Annotated in this window: 13 protein-coding genes; 8 read left to right on the top strand and 5 right to left on the bottom strand. The window is 60.6% G+C overall.

Going from position 1 to position 18,100, the window contains the following annotated elements:
• Positions 1 to 106: 106 nt before the first annotated feature.
• Together dnaN and dnaA are read right to left on the bottom strand one after the other, a co-directional pair.
• Entirely contained in the window at positions 107 to 1,231 is a 1,125-nt protein-coding gene (dnaN, locus tag ASG77_RS06415) for a DNA polymerase III subunit beta (protein WP_056342737.1), read from the bottom strand.
• 528 nt (positions 1,232 to 1,759) lie between these two features.
• A complete protein-coding gene (gene dnaA / locus ASG77_RS06410) occupies positions 1,760 to 3,181 on the bottom strand; it encodes a chromosomal replication initiator protein DnaA (protein ID WP_056342735.1) in 1,422 nt (473 codons plus the stop codon).
• 469 nt (positions 3,182 to 3,650) lie between these two features.
• Between dnaA and rpmH the strand changes: the two genes are divergently transcribed.
• The 8 genes from rpmH to ASG77_RS06375 all read left to right on the top strand — a co-directional run bounded on the left by rpmH (position 3,651) and on the right by ASG77_RS06375 (position 9,390).
• Positions 3,651 to 3,788 (top strand): 50S ribosomal protein L34, encoded by a 138-nt coding sequence (rpmH, locus tag ASG77_RS21135; RefSeq protein WP_003800212.1) that lies wholly within the window; start codon positions 3,651 to 3,653, stop codon positions 3,786 to 3,788.
• A gap of 41 nt (positions 3,789 to 3,829) precedes the next feature.
• On the top strand, positions 3,830 to 4,240 hold the full coding sequence (gene rnpA, locus ASG77_RS06405; protein WP_056342732.1) for a ribonuclease P protein component: 411 nt from the start codon (positions 3,830 to 3,832) through the stop codon (positions 4,238 to 4,240).
• Positions 4,233 to 4,628 carry a membrane protein insertion efficiency factor YidD gene (yidD, locus tag ASG77_RS06400; protein WP_056342729.1) on the top strand — a complete coding sequence of 132 codons (396 nt, stop codon included), beginning with the start codon at positions 4,233 to 4,235 and terminating at the stop codon, positions 4,626 to 4,628. Before rnpA ends, yidD begins: the two co-directional genes overlap by 8 nt.
• A gap of 16 nt (positions 4,629 to 4,644) precedes the next feature.
• The gene (yidC, locus tag ASG77_RS06395) at positions 4,645 to 5,619 is read left to right on the top strand and encodes a membrane protein insertase YidC (RefSeq protein ID WP_056342726.1); all 975 of its coding nucleotides are present in this window, start codon (positions 4,645 to 4,647) and stop codon (positions 5,617 to 5,619) included.
• Positions 5,619 to 6,185 carry a Jag family protein gene (locus ASG77_RS06390; RefSeq protein WP_056342724.1) on the top strand — a complete coding sequence of 189 codons (567 nt, stop codon included), beginning with the start codon at positions 5,619 to 5,621 and terminating at the stop codon, positions 6,183 to 6,185. The genes yidC and ASG77_RS06390 overlap by 1 nt, the downstream gene beginning before the upstream one ends.
• Before the next feature lie 20 nt (positions 6,186 to 6,205).
• Positions 6,206 to 6,856: a 16S rRNA (guanine(527)-N(7))-methyltransferase RsmG gene (gene rsmG / locus ASG77_RS06385; RefSeq protein ID WP_056342721.1), complete on the top strand. Its 651-nt coding sequence runs from the start codon at positions 6,206 to 6,208 to the stop codon at positions 6,854 to 6,856.
• An 86-nt stretch (positions 6,857 to 6,942) separates the two neighbouring features.
• On the top strand, positions 6,943 to 8,016 hold the full coding sequence (locus tag ASG77_RS06380; RefSeq protein WP_327019611.1) for a ParA family protein: 1,074 nt from the start codon (positions 6,943 to 6,945) through the stop codon (positions 8,014 to 8,016).
• Between the two features lie 66 nt (positions 8,017 to 8,082).
• A complete protein-coding gene (locus tag ASG77_RS06375) occupies positions 8,083 to 9,390 on the top strand; it encodes a ParB/RepB/Spo0J family partition protein (protein WP_056342719.1) in 1,308 nt (435 codons plus the stop codon).
• Positions 9,391 to 14,922: 5,532 nt separating this feature from the next.
• Here ASG77_RS06375 and trxA read toward each other — a convergent pair.
• The 3 genes from trxA to ASG77_RS06355 all read right to left on the bottom strand — a co-directional run bounded on the left by trxA (position 14,923) and on the right by ASG77_RS06355 (position 18,046).
• Positions 14,923 to 15,249 (bottom strand): thioredoxin, encoded by a 327-nt coding sequence (gene trxA / locus ASG77_RS06365; RefSeq protein WP_056342714.1) that lies wholly within the window; start codon positions 15,247 to 15,249, stop codon positions 14,923 to 14,925.
• A gap of 37 nt (positions 15,250 to 15,286) precedes the next feature.
• Complete coding sequence (gene trxB, locus ASG77_RS06360; RefSeq protein ID WP_056342712.1) at positions 15,287 to 16,243, bottom strand: thioredoxin-disulfide reductase; 957 nt, start codon at positions 16,241 to 16,243, stop codon at positions 15,287 to 15,289.
• Positions 16,244 to 16,492: 249 nt separating this feature from the next.
• Positions 16,493 to 18,046 carry a hypothetical protein gene (locus tag ASG77_RS06355; RefSeq protein WP_056342709.1) on the bottom strand — a complete coding sequence of 518 codons (1,554 nt, stop codon included), beginning with the start codon at positions 18,044 to 18,046 and terminating at the stop codon, positions 16,493 to 16,495.
• Positions 18,047 to 18,100 lie beyond the last annotated feature (54 nt).

Below are 18,100 nucleotides of genomic sequence, written 5' to 3'. Positions count from 1 at the left end.
CGGGGTGTCGGTTGTCGTTTTGGGGCCCAGAATGACACCCGACTGTCTGGGCCCACGCCGCCAGGGTTCCCTGGCCGAGCTTGCGAGGCGAGGGTGGCGGTGGGGACTAGTTGGGAAGGCGGACGGGCATGACCAGGTAACGGTAGTCGTCCTGGTCCTCACCGTCGGCGTCTGCCTGGGCCGTGATCATCGCGGGTTTCGGCGCGGTGGTGAAGGAGAACCTGACGTACTTCGTTTCGATGACGCTCAGGCCCTCCACCAGGTAGTGCGGGTTGAAGGCGACGGTGATGTCGTCACCAGAGAGCTGGGCTTCGAGTTCTTCGGAGGCCTGGGCATCTTCGCCGGTGCCGGCGTCCAGGTGCAGCAGTCCTTCGGTGAAGGCGAGGCGTACCGGAGTGTTGCGTTCGGCCACCAGCGACACCCGGCGGACGGCTTCCACAAGTTCCTGCGTCTGCACCGTTGCGTGGATGGGGGTGGAATCCGGGAACAGCGAGCGGATCTTGGGGTAATCGCCATCCACGAGCAGCGACGTGGTGGTGCGGCCGCCGCTTTCGAAACCGATCAGGCGGCTGTCATCGTCAGCAAGGGCGAGGTTGATGTCGCCGCTGTTGCCAAGGGTCTTGGCCACTTCATTCAGGGTTTTTGCCTTGACCAGCGCACTGGTGGAAATTCCCGGGGTAGTGGGCTTCCACGGCACTTCGCGCATGGCCAGACGGTAGCGGTCGGTAGCCAGAAGCGTGATGAGATCGTCCTCGATCTCCATCCGGACGCCGGTGAGGATGGGGAGCGTGTCATCCTTGCTGGCCGCAATGATCACCTGGGACACAGCCTGGGCAAAAGCGTCACCCGGCACGGTGCCGCTGATGGCGGGCAACGCGGGCAGCGGCGGGTATTCGGCCTCGGGCATGGTGGCCAGGTGGAAGCTGCTGCGTCGGCAGGTCAGCGTCACTTTGTTGCCGTCGGTCTCCACTAGCACCGGTGCGGAAGGGAGGCTGCGGCAGATGTCCGCGAGGAGGCGTCCGGAAACGAGGATGGTTCCCTCAGCGGTGATGTCCGCGGGGATTTCCAGCCGGGCTGAGGTCTCGTAGTCAAAGCTCGAGAGGCTGACCGTGCCGGCTTCAGCCTTCAGGAGCAGGCCCGACAGCACTGGAACCGGCGGCCGCGGAGACAACGACCGGGCTGTCCAGGTGACGGCTTCTGCCAGGACGTCCCGTTCGACTCTGAACTTCACGGAAGGGTGCCGCCTTTCATTGCTGCTGCCTTGTCTGAACCGGAAACTCCCACAGGGAGCCCAAAAGTAGGGGCGCCCCAACAACGGAACCTGCATGGTTCATCGAGTGCTGAACCACAAAGAAACCCGAGGATGGGAGCGCTGCTGACAGCTTAGCCGCAAGACTGCTGATTAACCCATCCCCGGTCAGGACGCCTGGGGTCCGGAGGCCCTTGGGCCTGGGCCGGTTCGGGGTGCGGATCGAGATTGTTATTTGAGGGAAATCAATTTCTTGGGATTAGTAGTGTTAATAACTGCTGTGGATACTGTGGATAACTCGATTCGGCCGCAGGATCCAGCGGTTAAGCCCTGTTCATGGATTGTGGGTGACGCAGGTTTTAAACAGGCTGTGGATGGGGATAACAACTTTTGGGTTTTCGCTGATCCACAGGCGGCTTAAGGGTTTTAAGCCCATTAAGCCCGGTTGTCCCCTTAAGTATCCACAGGGTTATCCACATGCGCCTGTTAATAAGGTATAGAGGCGACGGCTCAGGAGTTGCGCTGCTGCTGCTTGATCCTGTTGGTGAGTTCGGTGACCTGGTTGTAGATCACACGACGCTCAGCCATCAGCTCACGGATTTTGCGGTCTGCGTGGATCACCGTGGTGTGGTCGCGGCCGCCGAGTTCCTGGCCGATCTTCGGCAGGGACATGTCCGTGAGCTCGCGGCAGAGGTACATGGCGATCTGCCGGGCGGTCACCAGCGTGCGGGTCCGGGACTTGCTGCAGAGTTCCTCCATGGTGAGCTTGAAGTACTCCGCCGTCTGGATCAGGATCTGACTCGAGGTGATTTCCTGGGCGCCGTCGTCCGTGATGAGGTCCTTCAGGACCATCTCAGCCAACGCAACATCGACCGGCTGGCGGTTCAGGCTGGCAAATGCCGTCACCCGGATCAGTGCGCCTTCGAGTTCGCGGATATTGCTGGAGATCTTGGAAGCAATGTATTCCAGGGCATCGTCCGGGGCGGAGAGGCCTTCGCTGAGGGCCTTCTTCCGCAGGATGGCGATGCGGGTCTCTAGCTCGGGCGGCTGGATGTCGGTGAGGAGGCCCCACTCGAAGCGGGACTTCATCCGGTCCTCGAAACCTGCCAGCTGCTTGGGCGGCAGATCCGAGGTGATGACCACCTGTTTGTTGTTGTTGTGTAGGGAGTTGAACGTGTGGAAGAACTCCTCCAGCGTCCGGTCCTTGCCGGCCAGGAACTGGATGTCATCGATCAGCAGCACGTCCACGTTGCGATACGTGGTCTTGAAGCTGGCGCCTTCGTCATCGCGGATGGAGTTGATGAAGTCGTTGGTGAACTCTTCGGAGTTCACGTACCGGACCCGGATTCCGCTGTACAGGCGGCGGGCATAGTGGCCGATCGCGTGCAGGAGGTGGGTCTTGCCCAGCCCGGAATCACCGTAGATGAACAGCGGGTTGTAGGCCTTAGCGGGCGCTTCGGCCACGGCCACGGCAGCTGCATGGGCAAAGCGGTTGGACGAACCGATCACAAAGGTATCGAAGACGTACTTGGGGTTCAGCCGGCCGAACTCGTGGGAAGTGCTCGGCAGCATCGGCTGCGGCTTCTGTTCGATCAGCTGGTCCGGCGAGTAGGAAGGTTCGACGACGGGTTCCGGCTCGGTGTGGAGCGGCACCAGATCGGTGTCCACGTCGATCGCGCAGCGGATGTCCTCGGAGAAAACGTTATGCAGGGCGTCATCCAGGGCGTCCTTGACCTGGGTCTGAAGGACTTCGCGGGTCAGTTCGTTGGGTACGGCCACCAGGAGGGTGGATCCGATCAGGCCCTGGGCCTGGGCCAGGATGACAAAGCCCCGCTGCCGTGGAGATACGCGGTCGTCCTGCTCGAGCAGGCTCACAACCCGACGCCAGGAACTTCCGACAGTATTGGCGTGGTTGGCTTCGTCTACTGTCATCAATCAGTTCCTCAAAACTTGCGTGCCTGCATTACGTGCAGCCCCAAGTCCCGAACCAGGATGCTGGTTCAGCTTCATCCACAGGGTTATGCACAGTCCGTGGATAATCGGCTACTGAGCCACTCTAGGGGAACAAAAGGCCAGAAGATAGCTGGGAAGTAGCTTGTGGATAATTACACCGTTGTGGTTCGAAAACGGGCCTTGTGAGCCACTTCATCCACAGGCTGTGGGGCCAGGTTAACCACAGCCGGGGACAGGGATGCAGGGGTACCCCGGTTTGACTCTGGCAGGCATTTTGCCCTAACGTTGTGAAGTCCTTTGTGTACGCTTTTTGGCCCCTTCTGAATCTCTCTGACGCACCGCGTTGGAGCAGCCGGGGGAAGCGTGCATATACAAAACTTAGCGTCGGCCAGTTCTTCCCCTTTTACTGATCGGGTGGGCGCACCTTTGATCCACTGGAGTAACTAACGTGAGCAAGCGGACTTTTCAGCCGAATAACCGCCGTCGAGCCAAGAAGCACGGCTTCCGCCTTCGTATGCGTACCCGTGCCGGCCGTGCCATCCTGGCAGCCCGTCGTGGCAAGGGCCGCACCGAACTGTCGGCCTAGATAACTGACTCGTCGGTTTAACTTTTCTTTGCGAGTTTAAGGTGCTGGCCACCCGTAACCGTTTGAGGACTGCAACCGATTTTTCAACAACTGTACGTTCCGGTGTCCGCAATGGACGCCGGAACGTAGTGTTATATGCGGCAGCTATTGCTGCCGACGAACCCAGCCGGATCGGGTTCATCGTTTCCAAAGGTGTCGGGAACGCTGTGGTCAGGAACCTCGTTAAGAGGAGACTGAGAGAAGCCGGTGCTGCCTCGCTGCGCGAGTACGGTACCGGGTTCGCCATAGTGGTCCGGGCGCTGCCTGCGTCCGCTGCCGCCAGCTGGGATCAACTGCTGGCGGACTACAACGCCGCACTGGAATCAACCATGAGCCGGTTGGGCAGCCGCCTTCCGCGGGCTGCTGTAAACGGTTCAACCGGCACAACACAGGAAGGGACACAGCGTGCGTAAGGTAACTGCCGCCGTCGTCCACTACCTTCATCCTGTTGCTGCCGCCGTGGGCACCTTCCTCTGGAACCTGCCCAGAAACATTCTTATTCTGCTGCTGATGGCCTACCGCAAGGTGGTTTCTCCCTTGTATGGCCAGGTCTGCCGTTTTTTTCCTTCCTGCTCGGCGTACGCCCTTGAGGCGATCACTGTCCATGGGGCAGTGAAGGGCAGCTGGCTTGCGGCCCGCCGCCTGGTGCGCTGCCATCCGTGGAATGCCGGCGGTGTGGACCATGTCCCCGCCGGCCACCGCCACTGGCCCGAAAACCGGACCCCCACAATTGTTGTGCTGAATAACCCGGACAAGTACCTGGCTGCTCAGACTGATGGAGAAGGCCGCCTTGCGGCCTGACGAATAGGGATATCGTATGGACTTCTTTGAAACAATCATGTTTCCGTTCAAGTGGCTTGTGTCCATCATCATGGTGGGCTTTCATGAGGGCCTGAGCTCCATCGGCCTGCCGGAGGCCTCCGGCTGGACGTGGACGCTGTCCATCATCGGCCTGGTGCTGGTGATCCGGGCCGCGCTGATCCCGGTGTTCGTCAAGCAGATCAAGGCGCAGCGCGGCATGCAGCTCCTGCAGCCGGATCTGAAGAAGCTGCAGGACAAGTACAAGGGCAAGACCGACCAGCTCTCCCGCCAGGCCATGGCGCAGGAACAGATGGCCATGTACAAGAAGCACGGAACCAACCCGTTCTCTGCCTGCTTGCCCATGCTGATCCAGATGCCGTTCTTCTTTGCGCTGTTCCAGGTTCTTTCCGGCATCAGTACCGCCCGTGACCAAGGCAAGAGCATCGGCGCGATGAGCCACGAACAGGTGGTGCAGTTCGATGAGTCCACCATCTTCGGAGCGCCGCTGTCGGCAACCCTGCTGCATAACCCCGAAGGCAATGTAGTTGCTGTTTATGTCCTCTCGATCGTGATGATCCTTGCCATGACGGCCTCGCAGTTCATCACGCAGAAGCAGATCATGGCCAAGAATATGTCCGAGGAGGCCATGGCCAGCCCGTTCATGCGCCAGCAGAAGATGATGCTGTACATCCTGCCGGTCGTCTTCGGTGTGGGCGGCATCAACTTCCCCATCGGCGTCCTGATCTACTGGACCACCACCAACCTTTGGACGATGGCGCAGCAGTTCTTTGTCATCCGCCGCATGCCGACGCCGGGATCCCCCGCCGCCAAGGCCCTCGCCGAGCGCAGGGCTGCCAAGGGCCTGCCGGCCCTGCCCATTCTGGGCGGGAAGAAGGCCGACGCCGAAGCGGAGGCAGCGGCCGCAGCCGCGGTCATCGAGCACAAGGCACAGCGCGTCCAGCCCCAGCGTAAGAACAGGAAGAAAAAGTAATGTCAGCCGAAAGCACCGAACACGCCCTTTCCGACGAGATCATTGACGATCAGGACGAATCAGCGACTGACGCCGATGCTTCCCCTAAGGGATCCGCTGCCAGCCGTCTCGAGGAGGAAGGCGACGTTGCTGCCGATTACCTGGAGGAACTCCTTGATATCGCTGACATCGACGGCGACATTGACATCGAAGTCCGGAACGGCCGCACGTACATTTCCATCGTTGCCGAGGACGAAACCGATGGTCTCGACAGCCTCGTCGGCGAAGACGGCGAAGTCCTCGAAGCCCTTCAGGAACTGACCCGGCTTTCTGTCCTCTCCGCAACGGAGAACCGCTCACGCCTGGTGCTGGACATCAACGGCTACCGTCAGCAGCGCGCGGGCCACCTCCAGAAGATTGCGGAGGAGGCGGTAGCTTCAGTCAAGGAGTCCGGCAAAGCCGTGGCTCTGGAGCCGATGAGTGCCTACGAACGCAAGATCGTGCACGACGCCGTCGCTGACCTGGGCCTCGTCAGCGAGTCCGAGGGCGAAGGCGCCGGGCGTCACATCGTTGTATCCGCAGACTAGAGAATGCTGAACCGCTAATCATGGTTGACATCACGGCAGCAGAACTGCTGGCGGCCGAGAAGATTTTCGGTGACCGCCTGGACCTGGCCAAACGCTATGTAGAGCACCTGGCCACGTCCGGAACGGAACGCGGGCTGATCGGGCCGCGCGAGATCCCACGGTTGTGGGGCCGGCACGTCCTTAACTGTGCCGTCATCGAAAGCGAGATCGCGCACGGCAGCCATGTTGCCGACGTCGGAAGCGGGGCCGGTCTTCCCGGACTCTGCCTCGCCATCGCGCGGCCGGACCTTCACCTGACACTGATCGAACCGCTGGAACGCCGGGTGATCTGGCTTCAGGAAGTGGTGGACGATCTGGGCCTGACGAACGTCACAGTGATGCGGACCCGCGCGGAACTGGCCGTCGGCATGGTGGACGCTGATGTTGTGACTGCCCGGGCTGTTTCCGCGCTGAGCAACCTCGCCGGCCTGACCATCCCCCTGCTCGCCGGGAAGGGCGAGGTTGTGGCCATTAAGGGACGCAGCGCAGGCGAGGAAATCGAAAAAGCAGCGAAGGTCATCCGGAAACTCGGGGGCGTCCAGACCTCTGTTGTGACTGTCGGTGAAAACCTCCTGGAGGAGCCCACTACGGTGGTACGGATCGTCGTTAACAAGTCCCGAAAGATCTCCTAGTCCGGGCCCGGTGGCCTTGGTCTGTAGGGCGAAGCGGTTAGGCTAGACAACGGCAGCAAAAGCCGAACGAGAGTGAGTGTGTCCCAGTGACCAGTAGCGAAGCCTCCACACAACGGATACCCCCGTTTGTGTCTTTGGGGTCAGCACGATCATTTGCTGGCATGGGCATGGGTTCAGCGCCCGGACGAGGGGAAAGTCACCCTAATCCGGTTGCGGAAATGGCAATTCTTGCCTCTGTTTCACGTGAAACAACAACGGGTGGCAGGATCAACGTCATGGACACCATGGACGATTCCAGTCCTATCGCCCGGGAACTCGCGCACGAGACCCGGCGCCGCGAACGGCTGGTTGGCCGGAAACTTCCCAAGCCGGAGAAGACCCGTATCTTCACGGTGTCCAACCAAAAGGGCGGGGTGGGCAAGACCACCACCACCGTGAACATCGCCGCTGCCCTGGCCGCAGCCGGCCTAAACGTCCTGGTTATTGACATCGATCCCCAGGGCAACGCCTCCACCGCCCTCGGCGTCGAGCACCATGCCGATGTGGACAGCATCTACGACGTCCTGATCAACGATTTCCCTCTTGCGGACGTCGTGGCCCCCTGCCCGGACATCAGCAACCTGATCTGTGCTCCTGCCACCATTCACTTGGCCGGCGCGGAGATTGAGCTTGTCTCGCTTGTGGCCCGGGAACAGCGGCTCCGCCGGGCGATCGATGTCTATGCCAAGACCCGGGCAAAGAACGGCGAAGAACGACTCGATTACATCTTCATTGACTGCCCGCCCAGTCTCGGGTTGCTCACGGTTAATGCCTTCTGTGCTGCCGGTGAGGTCCTGATCCCTATCCAGTGTGAGTACTACGCACTGGAAGGACTCAGTCAGCTCCTCAAGAACATTGAGATGATCCAGAAGCACCTGAATGCGGATCTGGTGGTCTCCACTATTCTCCTCACGATGTATGACGGACGGACCAACCTTGCGGCCCAGGTGGCAGCCGAAGTTCGCCTGCACTTCCCCGAGCAGGTCCTTGGTGCTGTAGTCCCCCGCTCCGTGCGGATTTCTGAAGCTCCGAGCTACCAGCAAACCGTCATGACGTACGATCCTTCCTCCAGTGGAGCCCTGTCTTACCTGGAAGCCGCAGCCGAAATCGCTGAACGCTAGAATCTTCAAGAACTGCAACAACCGGAGTCCGGCAAGGTCTGACTCTTCCATCGGAGGGATTTATCCATGAGCGAAAAGCGACGTGGCCTAGGCCGCGGTCTTGGCGCACTCATTCCAAGTTCCGCCGGTAGTGCGTCGGGCAACGGCGGCGCTGTGTCGCGCCCCGTGGATCTCTTCTTCCCTGAAGGCCGTAAGAAAGTCGCGTCCCCTGACGACGCTTCAGGGAATGGTGGGGCAGCTTCAGATGCTTTATCTTCGGAGTCGGTTGCTTCCGAGCCGGTTGCGCCGGCCCAGGCCAACGACGCATCGGTAACGAAGAAACCAGCCGCGCCGAGAACGGCCTCCCCCGCGAATCCGCCGGCCAAGGCAGCAGAGAAGCTGCCGGGCGCAAAAGCTCCCGCCAAGGTTCCTGCGAAAACTCCTGTAAAGGTCGATGCAGCTACATCGACGGTGAACGGTTCGCCCACGCCACTTGAAGGCGCGACTGGCGTGTCTGTTTTCGAGGCGCCTGAATCCCAGAGCAGTACGCCGGATAACGGTGTTGACCTCGTGGAAGTCCCGGGCGTGCGTTTTGCCGAGATTCCGGTCACCGACATCCATCCGAACCGTAAACAGCCCCGCTCAGTCTTCGATGACGATGACATGGCGGAGCTCATCCACTCCGTGCGCGAAATCGGCGTCCTCCAGCCAATTGTGGTTCGTACTTCAACCGAAGAAGGTGGAGAACCGTACGAACTGGTGATGGGTGAGCGTCGCTGGAGGGCAGTACAGGCGGCCGGGATGGCGACTATCCCTGCCATTGTCCGGGACACCACTGATGATGACCTCCTCAGGGATGCACTGCTGGAGAACCTGCATCGCAGCCAGTTGAACCCGCTCGAAGAGGCAGCGGCCTACCAGCAGCTGCTTGAAGACTTCGGAACCACTCACGAGCAGCTTGCGGACCGCATTGGCCGTTCACGTCCCCAGGTTTCAAACACGCTGCGTCTCCTCAAACTTCCGCCCCTGGTTCAGCGTCGTGTGGCGGCCAGCGTTATTTCCGCTGGCCACGCGCGCGCGCTGCTCGCCCTGCCGGATGCAGCAGCCATGGAACGCCTCGCCCAGAAGATCGTGGCTGAAGGCATGTCTGTTCGGGCAACCGAAGAGGCCGTCACTCTATATCAGGATCCTGCGAAGCCTGCCAAGAACAACATCCCTCGTCCGGGAGCCCGCCATGAGCGCCTGGACTATCTGGCATCCTCGTTGTCAGACCGCTTGGACACCAACGTCAAGATTTCCCTGGGTGTCCGCAAGGGGCGTGTCAGCATTGAATTCGCCAGTGTTGAAGACCTGAACCGCATCATGGATGTTCTTGCGCCAGGATCTGAGAACTAGCGTTCTCTGTTCAAAGAAGGGCCTGTTTCACGTGAAACAGGCCCTTCTTTCGTCTGTATCCACCTTCCATCCGTATCGACGTCATCGTTGCACTCCCGGAGCTGATACTGGCGTGGCCATCGTGGTTGTGCCGCGCCCCGGGATCGAGCCCGCGGTTGGCATGGCGTACCATTCTGGGCCCTATGGAATAGTCCGTTGTGGGACGCGAGTTTGGGACTGTCTGCTGCCTTGGAATCCTCTAAAGACTTGGACTCGCCTAAGACTGGACTCCGCCAACGATTGGCTTCTCTGCTTGTGTTCCCGCGGCATCGGTGGACTTCTGTGGCTTCGGGTTTGCTGACGCACAAGAGGTTGGCACTGAGGGCGATGGAGATGGCGGAGCCGCGAGCTCTCGAGGCGGCTATCAGGCAGGAGAGTGGAGGATTCGACGGATCGCCGGACACCTCGATGCGACGCGTGATGCTGGGCACCCAATGGGTTCCGTTGCTTCGAAGCAGTGAAGACTGCGTCGATTCGCATAATTTCCAATCAGTCGGTGCGGTGCTCATCCTGCTAAGCGGCGGGAACACCGAGTTCGACGCTCTTGCCCCGTTCCCTTCCAGGGAGCTGGTGTGCAACGTACGCACCCGTGCAGCTGTTGGACGTCAGCCTCCGGCTGGCTCATTGACTACGGGGATGCGCCAGGGTGGACGTCTCCCCCAGACCTGTCGCCAGATAGTCCTCTGACCCTCAATCTGGTTTCGGCACCATCCGGGTTCGGCAACATCCGGGTACGGCAGCGTCGGGTTCAGATGGGAAGGCGCCTCCCGGGTGATGTTTCACGTGGAACATCAACAGGGAGGTGCCGGATCTAGGCGGCGGCGCCATCGAGAACAAGCATGAAGTTGGTATGGTCTAAAGCTCTTGGCGCGTGATGTCGCCAGCGCGTCACCTGATCTACGGCTGCGGCTGCGGTGAAGTGAATTCGGCTTTGCAGCATCCGAGGGTCTTCGCCCGCAGCCAAAGTCGGGCAGAAACACTCCTACAGAAGCAGGTGACCACGCTTCGTTAGGGTAGCCGAGATTGCGGGGCAGGCTCGGTATACGCCCGGTCGGCTTCCAAATGGTTTCACGTGAAACATCGTGACGAGTCCAGCGCACCGTGCCGGCATCGCTCGATGGCCCCGACGCGCCGACACCCCGACACCCCGACGCCCTCACGGCGCCGGCGAGCGGGTTGCGACTCGGATTGTAAACATGCAGCCCAGGCGCTCTCCCATCCCGATCGCCGTGGGAACAGAGACAATTCACGGACCTTGGAGCTAGCGGCTGGGAGCCTACGATGGCCTCTTCACGCCTCGAGGATGATGCCGCCCCCAGTCCCTCGCCGGCAGTGACGGCCCGCGACTGGCGACATCCTGCTGACCCAGCGCATGCCCGCCCAGGGCTCGGGGACCCTGGCAAGCCGTCCGGAGGGTTCGTATCCAGTGCAGAGCCATGGCGTGAGTCCAGCTTGTCCCGTCCGCCGTGGCCCAACCCTGACCCCCGAGTTCCATCCGCCGGGCAGTTAGCCTGAACGGATAGCTTCCTGGCACATCCGAGGACCCTTGAGTTGGCGGCCAGTGTCGACGCCTGGGGTTGAGGCATCTCAGAATGTTCGGGAGGGTCGTGCGGCTGGCCGCACGCCGGCGCATAGGTAGCATCTGCTGAGGCAGGCAGGCAGGCAGGCAGGCAGGCAGGCAGGCAGGTGGGGCAGGTAAGGCCTCGGCCCCCAACGAGGCCTTTCGTCAAACAGTCTGTGGAGATGGGAAGTCGACGGAATCGAATCTGCAGGGCGCCTCGATACACGCGAGTCGCAGGAGGACACCTTGATACACACGTATCTCGGGAGCGCGCCTCGATCCTGTGGCGTGGCCAATAGGGTCGCCGACTGCCTCATCCGGAACCACCCCTGGGCAGGACTGCGACACTCCAAGCCATCCCATCATGATGCTAGGTAGCTCGCCTTAGTGCGGTCTCTGGACCAGTCCGCGACTTGGCTTCGCCCCTCTAGGACATGACCGCGGGGTGCACAGAATAGGCCCAGTCCGGGAATGGAAGGAATTGGTGGAAACCGAGTCGTCTTGCTGTGCAGCAGTTTGAAACAGAAGGGACTGTTCGGAAAGGTTCGGACCCGACGGGGAAGCGACCAGAACTGCAACTACGTCATGTCATGGTCCGGCCGAAGATGAATCAGCTAGCCAGGCGGACAGCAGCCTGGTTTAGGGGAAAGAGAATGCCCGAAAGATCATGATTCCTCGGCCCAGTCTGCATCATCGTGTGCGGCAATCTTGCCACAACAACAGATGTAGCCAAGACAGCCTTGGGCCCGTAGGTGTGAATTGCGTGGTGGATATCACGGTGGATATCGCTGTGGATAACTTTGTGGATAGATTGCTTGGTGGAATGTATCACGAAGAGATTTGGCCCACACCAGCGGATCCTGCAACGAGCGGTCCGCGCGAGCATTGGATAGCGCCTGCAGTCCCGTTTCACGTGAAACATTACCGAGGCCGATCCAGACTCTCTTTTGGGACGGAAAGCGACTTCAATAGTTGGATTTCCGGCGATATTTCCAGTCTTACGTGAGCATGCGCTTCATCCGTGGTAGTCGTCCATGGAGCAACGCCGGCTTGAGGGTGTCGGCTGATCTGAAGAACGGCACTAGGGGTACTGCATCCACAATTTGCAGGCCGGCGGATAATCCTGTGGATATCGGTGTGGATAACATTTGGGGATAACTTCGAAGTCTGTGGACATCAATGCGATGGAACCCTCCAGTCGAACCGAACAGTCACACTTCGGATGGATACGATTCTGTCATCCGCTGACATTCATCACCTGCTCGAGGTCTTTGGGGTGGAGTTGGTCGGGCACCCAAGGCTCCGCCGTTCGAACAGGAAAGTCGGCATTGGCCAGCTGATTCATGACCTGCCCTAGGATGCGTTCGCAGCTGGGTGACCGGTGCCTTGCTCAGACGCGCATCCTATCGGCACATGCCGACGCGTGGCGCTCCGGTCGGGAGCTGCAGTGCGGACAGACATGTTGACGACCGGGCAGGCGGTTCCGATACCGTCTTCGCTGATCACCGAGCAAGGTGGCGGTGGTACCGTCCTTCGCTGACTGGACGGCAGCCGTAGCGATCTTGCGAACAGAGATGTGTGTGGCGGCGAAGCCACAGCGTCTACTTGGGCCACGGGCAGGTACACGGCGATCACTGTCTTCCAGTCCGGGTTCAGGCTGACGGTCCTCCATCGACGCAGCAGACCGCAGGGCTTGGGCGAAGGCTCAGCCGTCACGGAAGCGTCCATAGGGCCCGATGGCAGGATTGAGGGCGCTCGGCAGTGCAGAGAATTCGTGCGGTGAGGAGGGTATTCCTCGTGTGCCTGGGTTGAGTAAGGGTGGTCCGGGTGTCTACGAATTGTCGGTCCTGGCGCAACTAGCTTGACGTGGGGTTGCGGCCATCTGGCAGTTGGCCTCTGAAGATGCATCCATCACATGCGAAGCCGGCGTCCTTGGTATCCATCCCCGGGAAGGCTTGGACGGAGATTTCGCTCAGTTCGTTTCACGTGAAACAGTACGCTCGAAGTCTTGCCATCCACGACGTGGTCGCCGGAGGCGGACTGTTTCACGTGAAACAGTCCGGCGTGGAAGAACATCCGTGTCCTCATGCCGTCTTTGCCGGCCCGCATCCGTGGGGCGCAGGAAGTCTCCTGGTATGGCCCGCTAAGACGAGCTCGGCGTTGTCAAGGGATGCGGCCGCAACAGGTGTGTGTCGAGACCGTCGTTGCGGGCGGCTGAGGACAGTATCGGGCTTGGACAATCTCCGCATGTGCTGCCTCTTCAGCCTTCGCATCAATGGACACCTCGCACAATACGACGATTGATCCCGAATGGACCCACCAGCGCGGCGAGTTCAGGCCGAATGCGCGACCCGAGCCATCTCCGTGGGGCTCCTGAGACACCAACCGAGGCTGCAGGTATCGGCGGATGGGCTTGTGAGTCTGCAGGCCTAGGGTCCCGAATTCGTCTGCTGGCAACTTGTCTGTGCGGGTGCGTTCCCAACGCTGCGTGAGTGTGCTTCCGGGGTCGCCGAATCTTGAGTTGCCCGCTGCTGTGTCGTCGACATGCGGTGGCCAAGACTGGACTGTCGCGGCCGGTCAGGCTGCCACTGAACTGGATACGGTCGCGGCGTGATACCGACGTGCTGGGGTTTAGCGGTGAGGCTTGTGCGCATTTCTCACCTGGCAGCCACTTTCGAGAGGCCAGTCATTTACGAGAGACAGTGCCATTTGATGTAGGGGATCTATTTCAATTGCTCGGATCCTTGCATTACAGCAGTCACTTGGCGTTCCGGGCGTCCCTTGGCCTCCTCCGTTCAGCGCCGACTCCCCCGAGTGCCAGCGGTGAGTTTGACCAACCCTTGGAACCCCGATCTTCTAGGCGTCAACTGCGAGATTTGGCGTTTGGTTCAGACCATGGACGGCCAGCGAGACTGGAGCGCCGGCCTGGTCAGGGTGCCTACGGTAGTCCGTTGCGCCGGTTCCATATTGTCCCACGCGGGGTGAAACGTGGCGTGAAGGCCACCAGGCCACCTAATCCAATTGCCATGCGCTGCTCAGAGTTCGATCTAGTGTCTGAGTGCGCCGCGGCCATTCTCCTCAGCGAGTGGACGAGTCGCAATAGTTGCTGCATCGCGTGAACCCGATCCTTGAGGACTGGCTCGAAGTGCCGTCGGGCAGGCCAGTAGGAGCTGGAGGGAGCAGACTCACGCAGCTTCGGCAGTGTTTCACGTGAAACATAGTGCGAGGTACGCATCAGTGCGCACAGTATGAACGTCACGAAAATGGAAGCCTGGGTTGATTGATTTACCGTCGTGAGCCGAACTGAACTCAACTGAATTCAAGGCTGTCGAACTGAATGGCTGCGGCATTGTCGTGCGACAAGGGCACGCGGTTGTAAGGATCAGCATGCACTGCCCTCGAAGAAATTTCGCCCGTCCGGCGAGTGTGGCCACACCGTATGCTGCTTGGCTTGACGAATCGTCGATGTTTCACCTGAGTCCATGTTTCGCCATCGCCAATGTTTCACGTGAAACAACGTACTCGGGTTCGCGTCGGTGGGCATTAGAAGTCCCGTAGCGAGCTGGAATCTGGAAACACTTTGTATACTGCCTCACGTGCGCGAAACCAGGCGTACGAGGCTCTGAAGCTCGATCGTCAATGTTTCACGTGAAACAAGAATCCGAGGCTGGAGACACGGACTTTGGGATGACGACCGGGTGACTAGTCGGAGATTTCAGCCCACCAGCCCTCATAGAATTTGACCCTCATCCCTTCGCTGGATCCCCAGGAGCGACTCTGAGCAATCAGTGAAGTTAGGAAACGAATGACGGTTGATGCAATATGGCTGTGCTTCGACGGGCTCGGTCTTAAAGACGCGTGGCCACCGCTTCATGGAAGCAGTGGCCACAGGCCGGTGTCACTGGTCATATGGGACCGAAGTCCCTACCTGATTAGGACAGAACGTCCGCAAATTCCTTTTCGAAGAACTGCTTCGGCCTCGCGCCGATAACAGTGCTCTTCACCTGGCCGTCCTGGAAGAGGTAAACGGCGGGGATGGACGTGATTCCGTACTCGGCGGCAATGGCGGGGTTGTCGTCGACGTTGAGCTTGACGACATTAACCTTCTCGCTGTATTCGACCGAGATCTCGTCGAGGATGGGTCCCAGCTTCCGGCAGGGGCCGCACCATTCAGCCCAGAAGTCCACAATTACTGGCTTGTCGGCGGACAGTACGTCCACAGCAAAACTTGCATCTGTTACGTCTTTAGCGTTGCTCATAACCTTGTCTCTCTCTTCGAACGGCGGGTACGCGGAATTATGCGTGAAGGTCTGCGAGGTAGTGTTCCACGTCGATCGCCGCAACACATCCGGAACCGGAGGCCGTGATGGCCTGACGGTAGGTGGGATCAACAACATCGCCGGCGGCGAAAACGCCAGGGATGCTGGTCTTGGAACTCCGGCCCTCGACGGCGATGGTGCCGGCCGCCGTGATCTCCAAGGAGTCCTTGACCAGGTCGGTCCGGGGGTCGTTTCCGATGGCGACGAAGACGCCTGTGACAGCGAGGTCTGACACGGTGCCGTCCTGCAGGTTCTTGATCTTGAGCCCAGTGACTTTGTCCGCTCCGATGACGTCCTCAACGGAGCTGTTCCAGATGAACGAAATCTTGTCGTGGGCCAGGGCGCGGTCCGCCATGATCTTGGAAGCTTTGAGTGTGTCGCGGCGGTGTACAACGGTGACGGACTTGGCGAACTTGGTCAGGAAGAGGGCTTCTTCCATGGCCGAGTCTCCTCCGCCGATGACCGCAATGTCCTGGTCCTTGAAAAAGAAACCATCGCAGGTTGCACACCAGCTGACGCCGTGGCCGGAGAGGCGCTTTTCGTTCGGCAGGCCCAGCTCACGGTAAGCGGATCCGGTGGACAGGATGATGGCCCGCGCACGGAAGGTCTCGCCGGTACCGATGGTGACAGTCTTGATGTCGCCGTCGAGGTTCAGTGCTGTGACGTCCTCGAACTGGATTTCCGTTCCGAACCGGGCTGCCTGCTTCTCGAAGTTCTCCATGAGGTCCGGCCCCATGATGCCTTCGGGGAAGCCAGGGTAGTTTTCGACGTCGGTGGTGTTCATCAGTTCGCCGCCGGCGGTAACTGATCCGGCCAGAAGCAAGGGCTTCAGGTTGGCGCGCGCCGTGTAGACAGCGGCCGTGTACCCGGCCGGGCCCGAGCCGACGATGATGACATCACGTACTTCGGACGCGGTGTTTTCTGCGTTGCTCACTGAACGGTGAACCTCTTCCTTAGTCGATGCGCCGGCTTTTGCGGCCGGCCACATGGCACAACTGAATCTACGTAGTGAATATTCCGGGCGCCGCGCGAACGGAGGAACCATCAGCGGCCATAACCCCGTCACCTGGACGGGACGCCCTACCAGATTACCGTCTGAAATCAGTTGAGCCGCGTCTGTTACTGCGGAGCAATGCTCCGGGCAGAACAGCCGCGGCTCAACTGGAACGATGCAGGTGTGGTCCTACTGGATCTTGATTTCCGCCAGGCGGATGCCAAAGCCATAGCGGGTCTTCGGGGCAGCCAGCTTGGGGAGCGTCTTGATGGACACGATCACGTACTGTGCGTCCACCGGCTCGGCCAGTGGCATGGTCAGATCTGTTGACGTGAAGCTGTTGGTCCCCACCAGTTTGGCTCCGTCCAGTGACGGACGGTCATTGGTGAAGACACTGAGATTGCCGCCCGAGGCTCCGAGCTGAGTCAGGGTGATGGATGAAACCTTTGCCGGATTCTTCAGCTTGACGAACAATGGCACGCCATCGGTTGCGAGGCCGCCCCAGCCCTCCGTGGCAAATTCCATGTCTGACCAGTAGCTGGCTGCGTTGCCGTCAAACGCCTTCACAAGATCCACGTCGTAGGTGCCTGCGAAGTCAAAATCCCCTTGGCGGGTGATGTTGTCAATGGCAGGCGGTGCCGCCGGCGCTGCGGAGCTCGGGTTGGGTGAAGGCGACCCGGTGTTTGGCTGGGTGGAGCCCGTCGACGTGGAGGACGGGGCGGCCTGAGGGCCCGTTTTGAATAGACTGCCCAGATTGGTGACCGCAAAGACCAGCCCGGCAATCAGCACCACAGCAAGCAGCCCGCCCACCAGCCAGCGCATCGAGCGGGGCTCACGCTCGGGCTCGTCGTCATCGTAATAGTCATCCGTCCCGCCGGAAGGCGGTACTGCGGCCGCAGGAGACACTTTCCGGGCAAGCGACGGGAAGGCGCCCGCCGCGCGATCGGAGCGTTCCGGCGCTCGGGAGACCACGGGTTCGTCGTAGGCTGCGTCCTGGGAGCCGTTGGAATAGTCGTCCCCAGACCACAGGGAGACCTTGGGAGAATCGGATCCGGCACCTGCCTTGGGCTCGGCCGGTCCGGAAACTGGGCGGTTCTCCGCAGCCTGCACCGGTTGCGGCGCAGTGACGTGCTGATGTGCGGCCGTGGCGCCAGCGGCGGCGGCCCCTGCTCCAGCGGCCTTGGCAGGCCCCGACGCCGGACGGACCGCCGGGCGGAGCGGCGGACGGGCCGGAACAACCGGGGGTACAGACGGCGGAGCAACCGGTGCGGCAGACCGGCGTGGGTCAACCTGGCTGGGGTGATTGTCCGAATAGTTGATATACCCGGCGTCGACGTTCTCTTCGTCGTCGTACGGTTCCGGTTCGTGTGAACGCACCTGGCCGAAAATTTCGCTGCCCAGGGTATCCGTGAAGAACGGCTCGACGTAAGGCGCGTCGGAGGCAACCACGAGGTCCAACAGGTCTGCCGCGGACGTGTGGTTGGTGATGAGGTACGTGGTGGCCTCAGTGACCCCAAGGTCCAGGACCTGGACGTTGCCCGGGCGCTCACCGGTAGCCACCTCGCGGGCGCTCTGGGCCACTTGTTCGGTGTTGTCCGGGCCGGCGACCAGAATGCTGACCGGTCGGTTGAGAACCTGGTCCACCCCGTCCAGCACCAGATCCTGGTCGTGTGAGGTCAATACCGTGGCTGTGACCTTGTAGCGGCCGCCGAGTACTGATCCAACGTCGATCGGGTGGGACACGTGTTCCTCCTAGACTGTCCGGGAATGCCGGCGTAGATGATGCCACCGCCGGTC

The organism is Arthrobacter sp. Soil762, from assembly GCF_001428335.1.
Lineage (GTDB): Bacteria > Actinomycetota > Actinomycetes > Actinomycetales > Micrococcaceae > Arthrobacter.
Note: the sequence above shows the minus strand (reverse complement) of the source record. Positions and strands in the feature narration are given on the sequence as shown.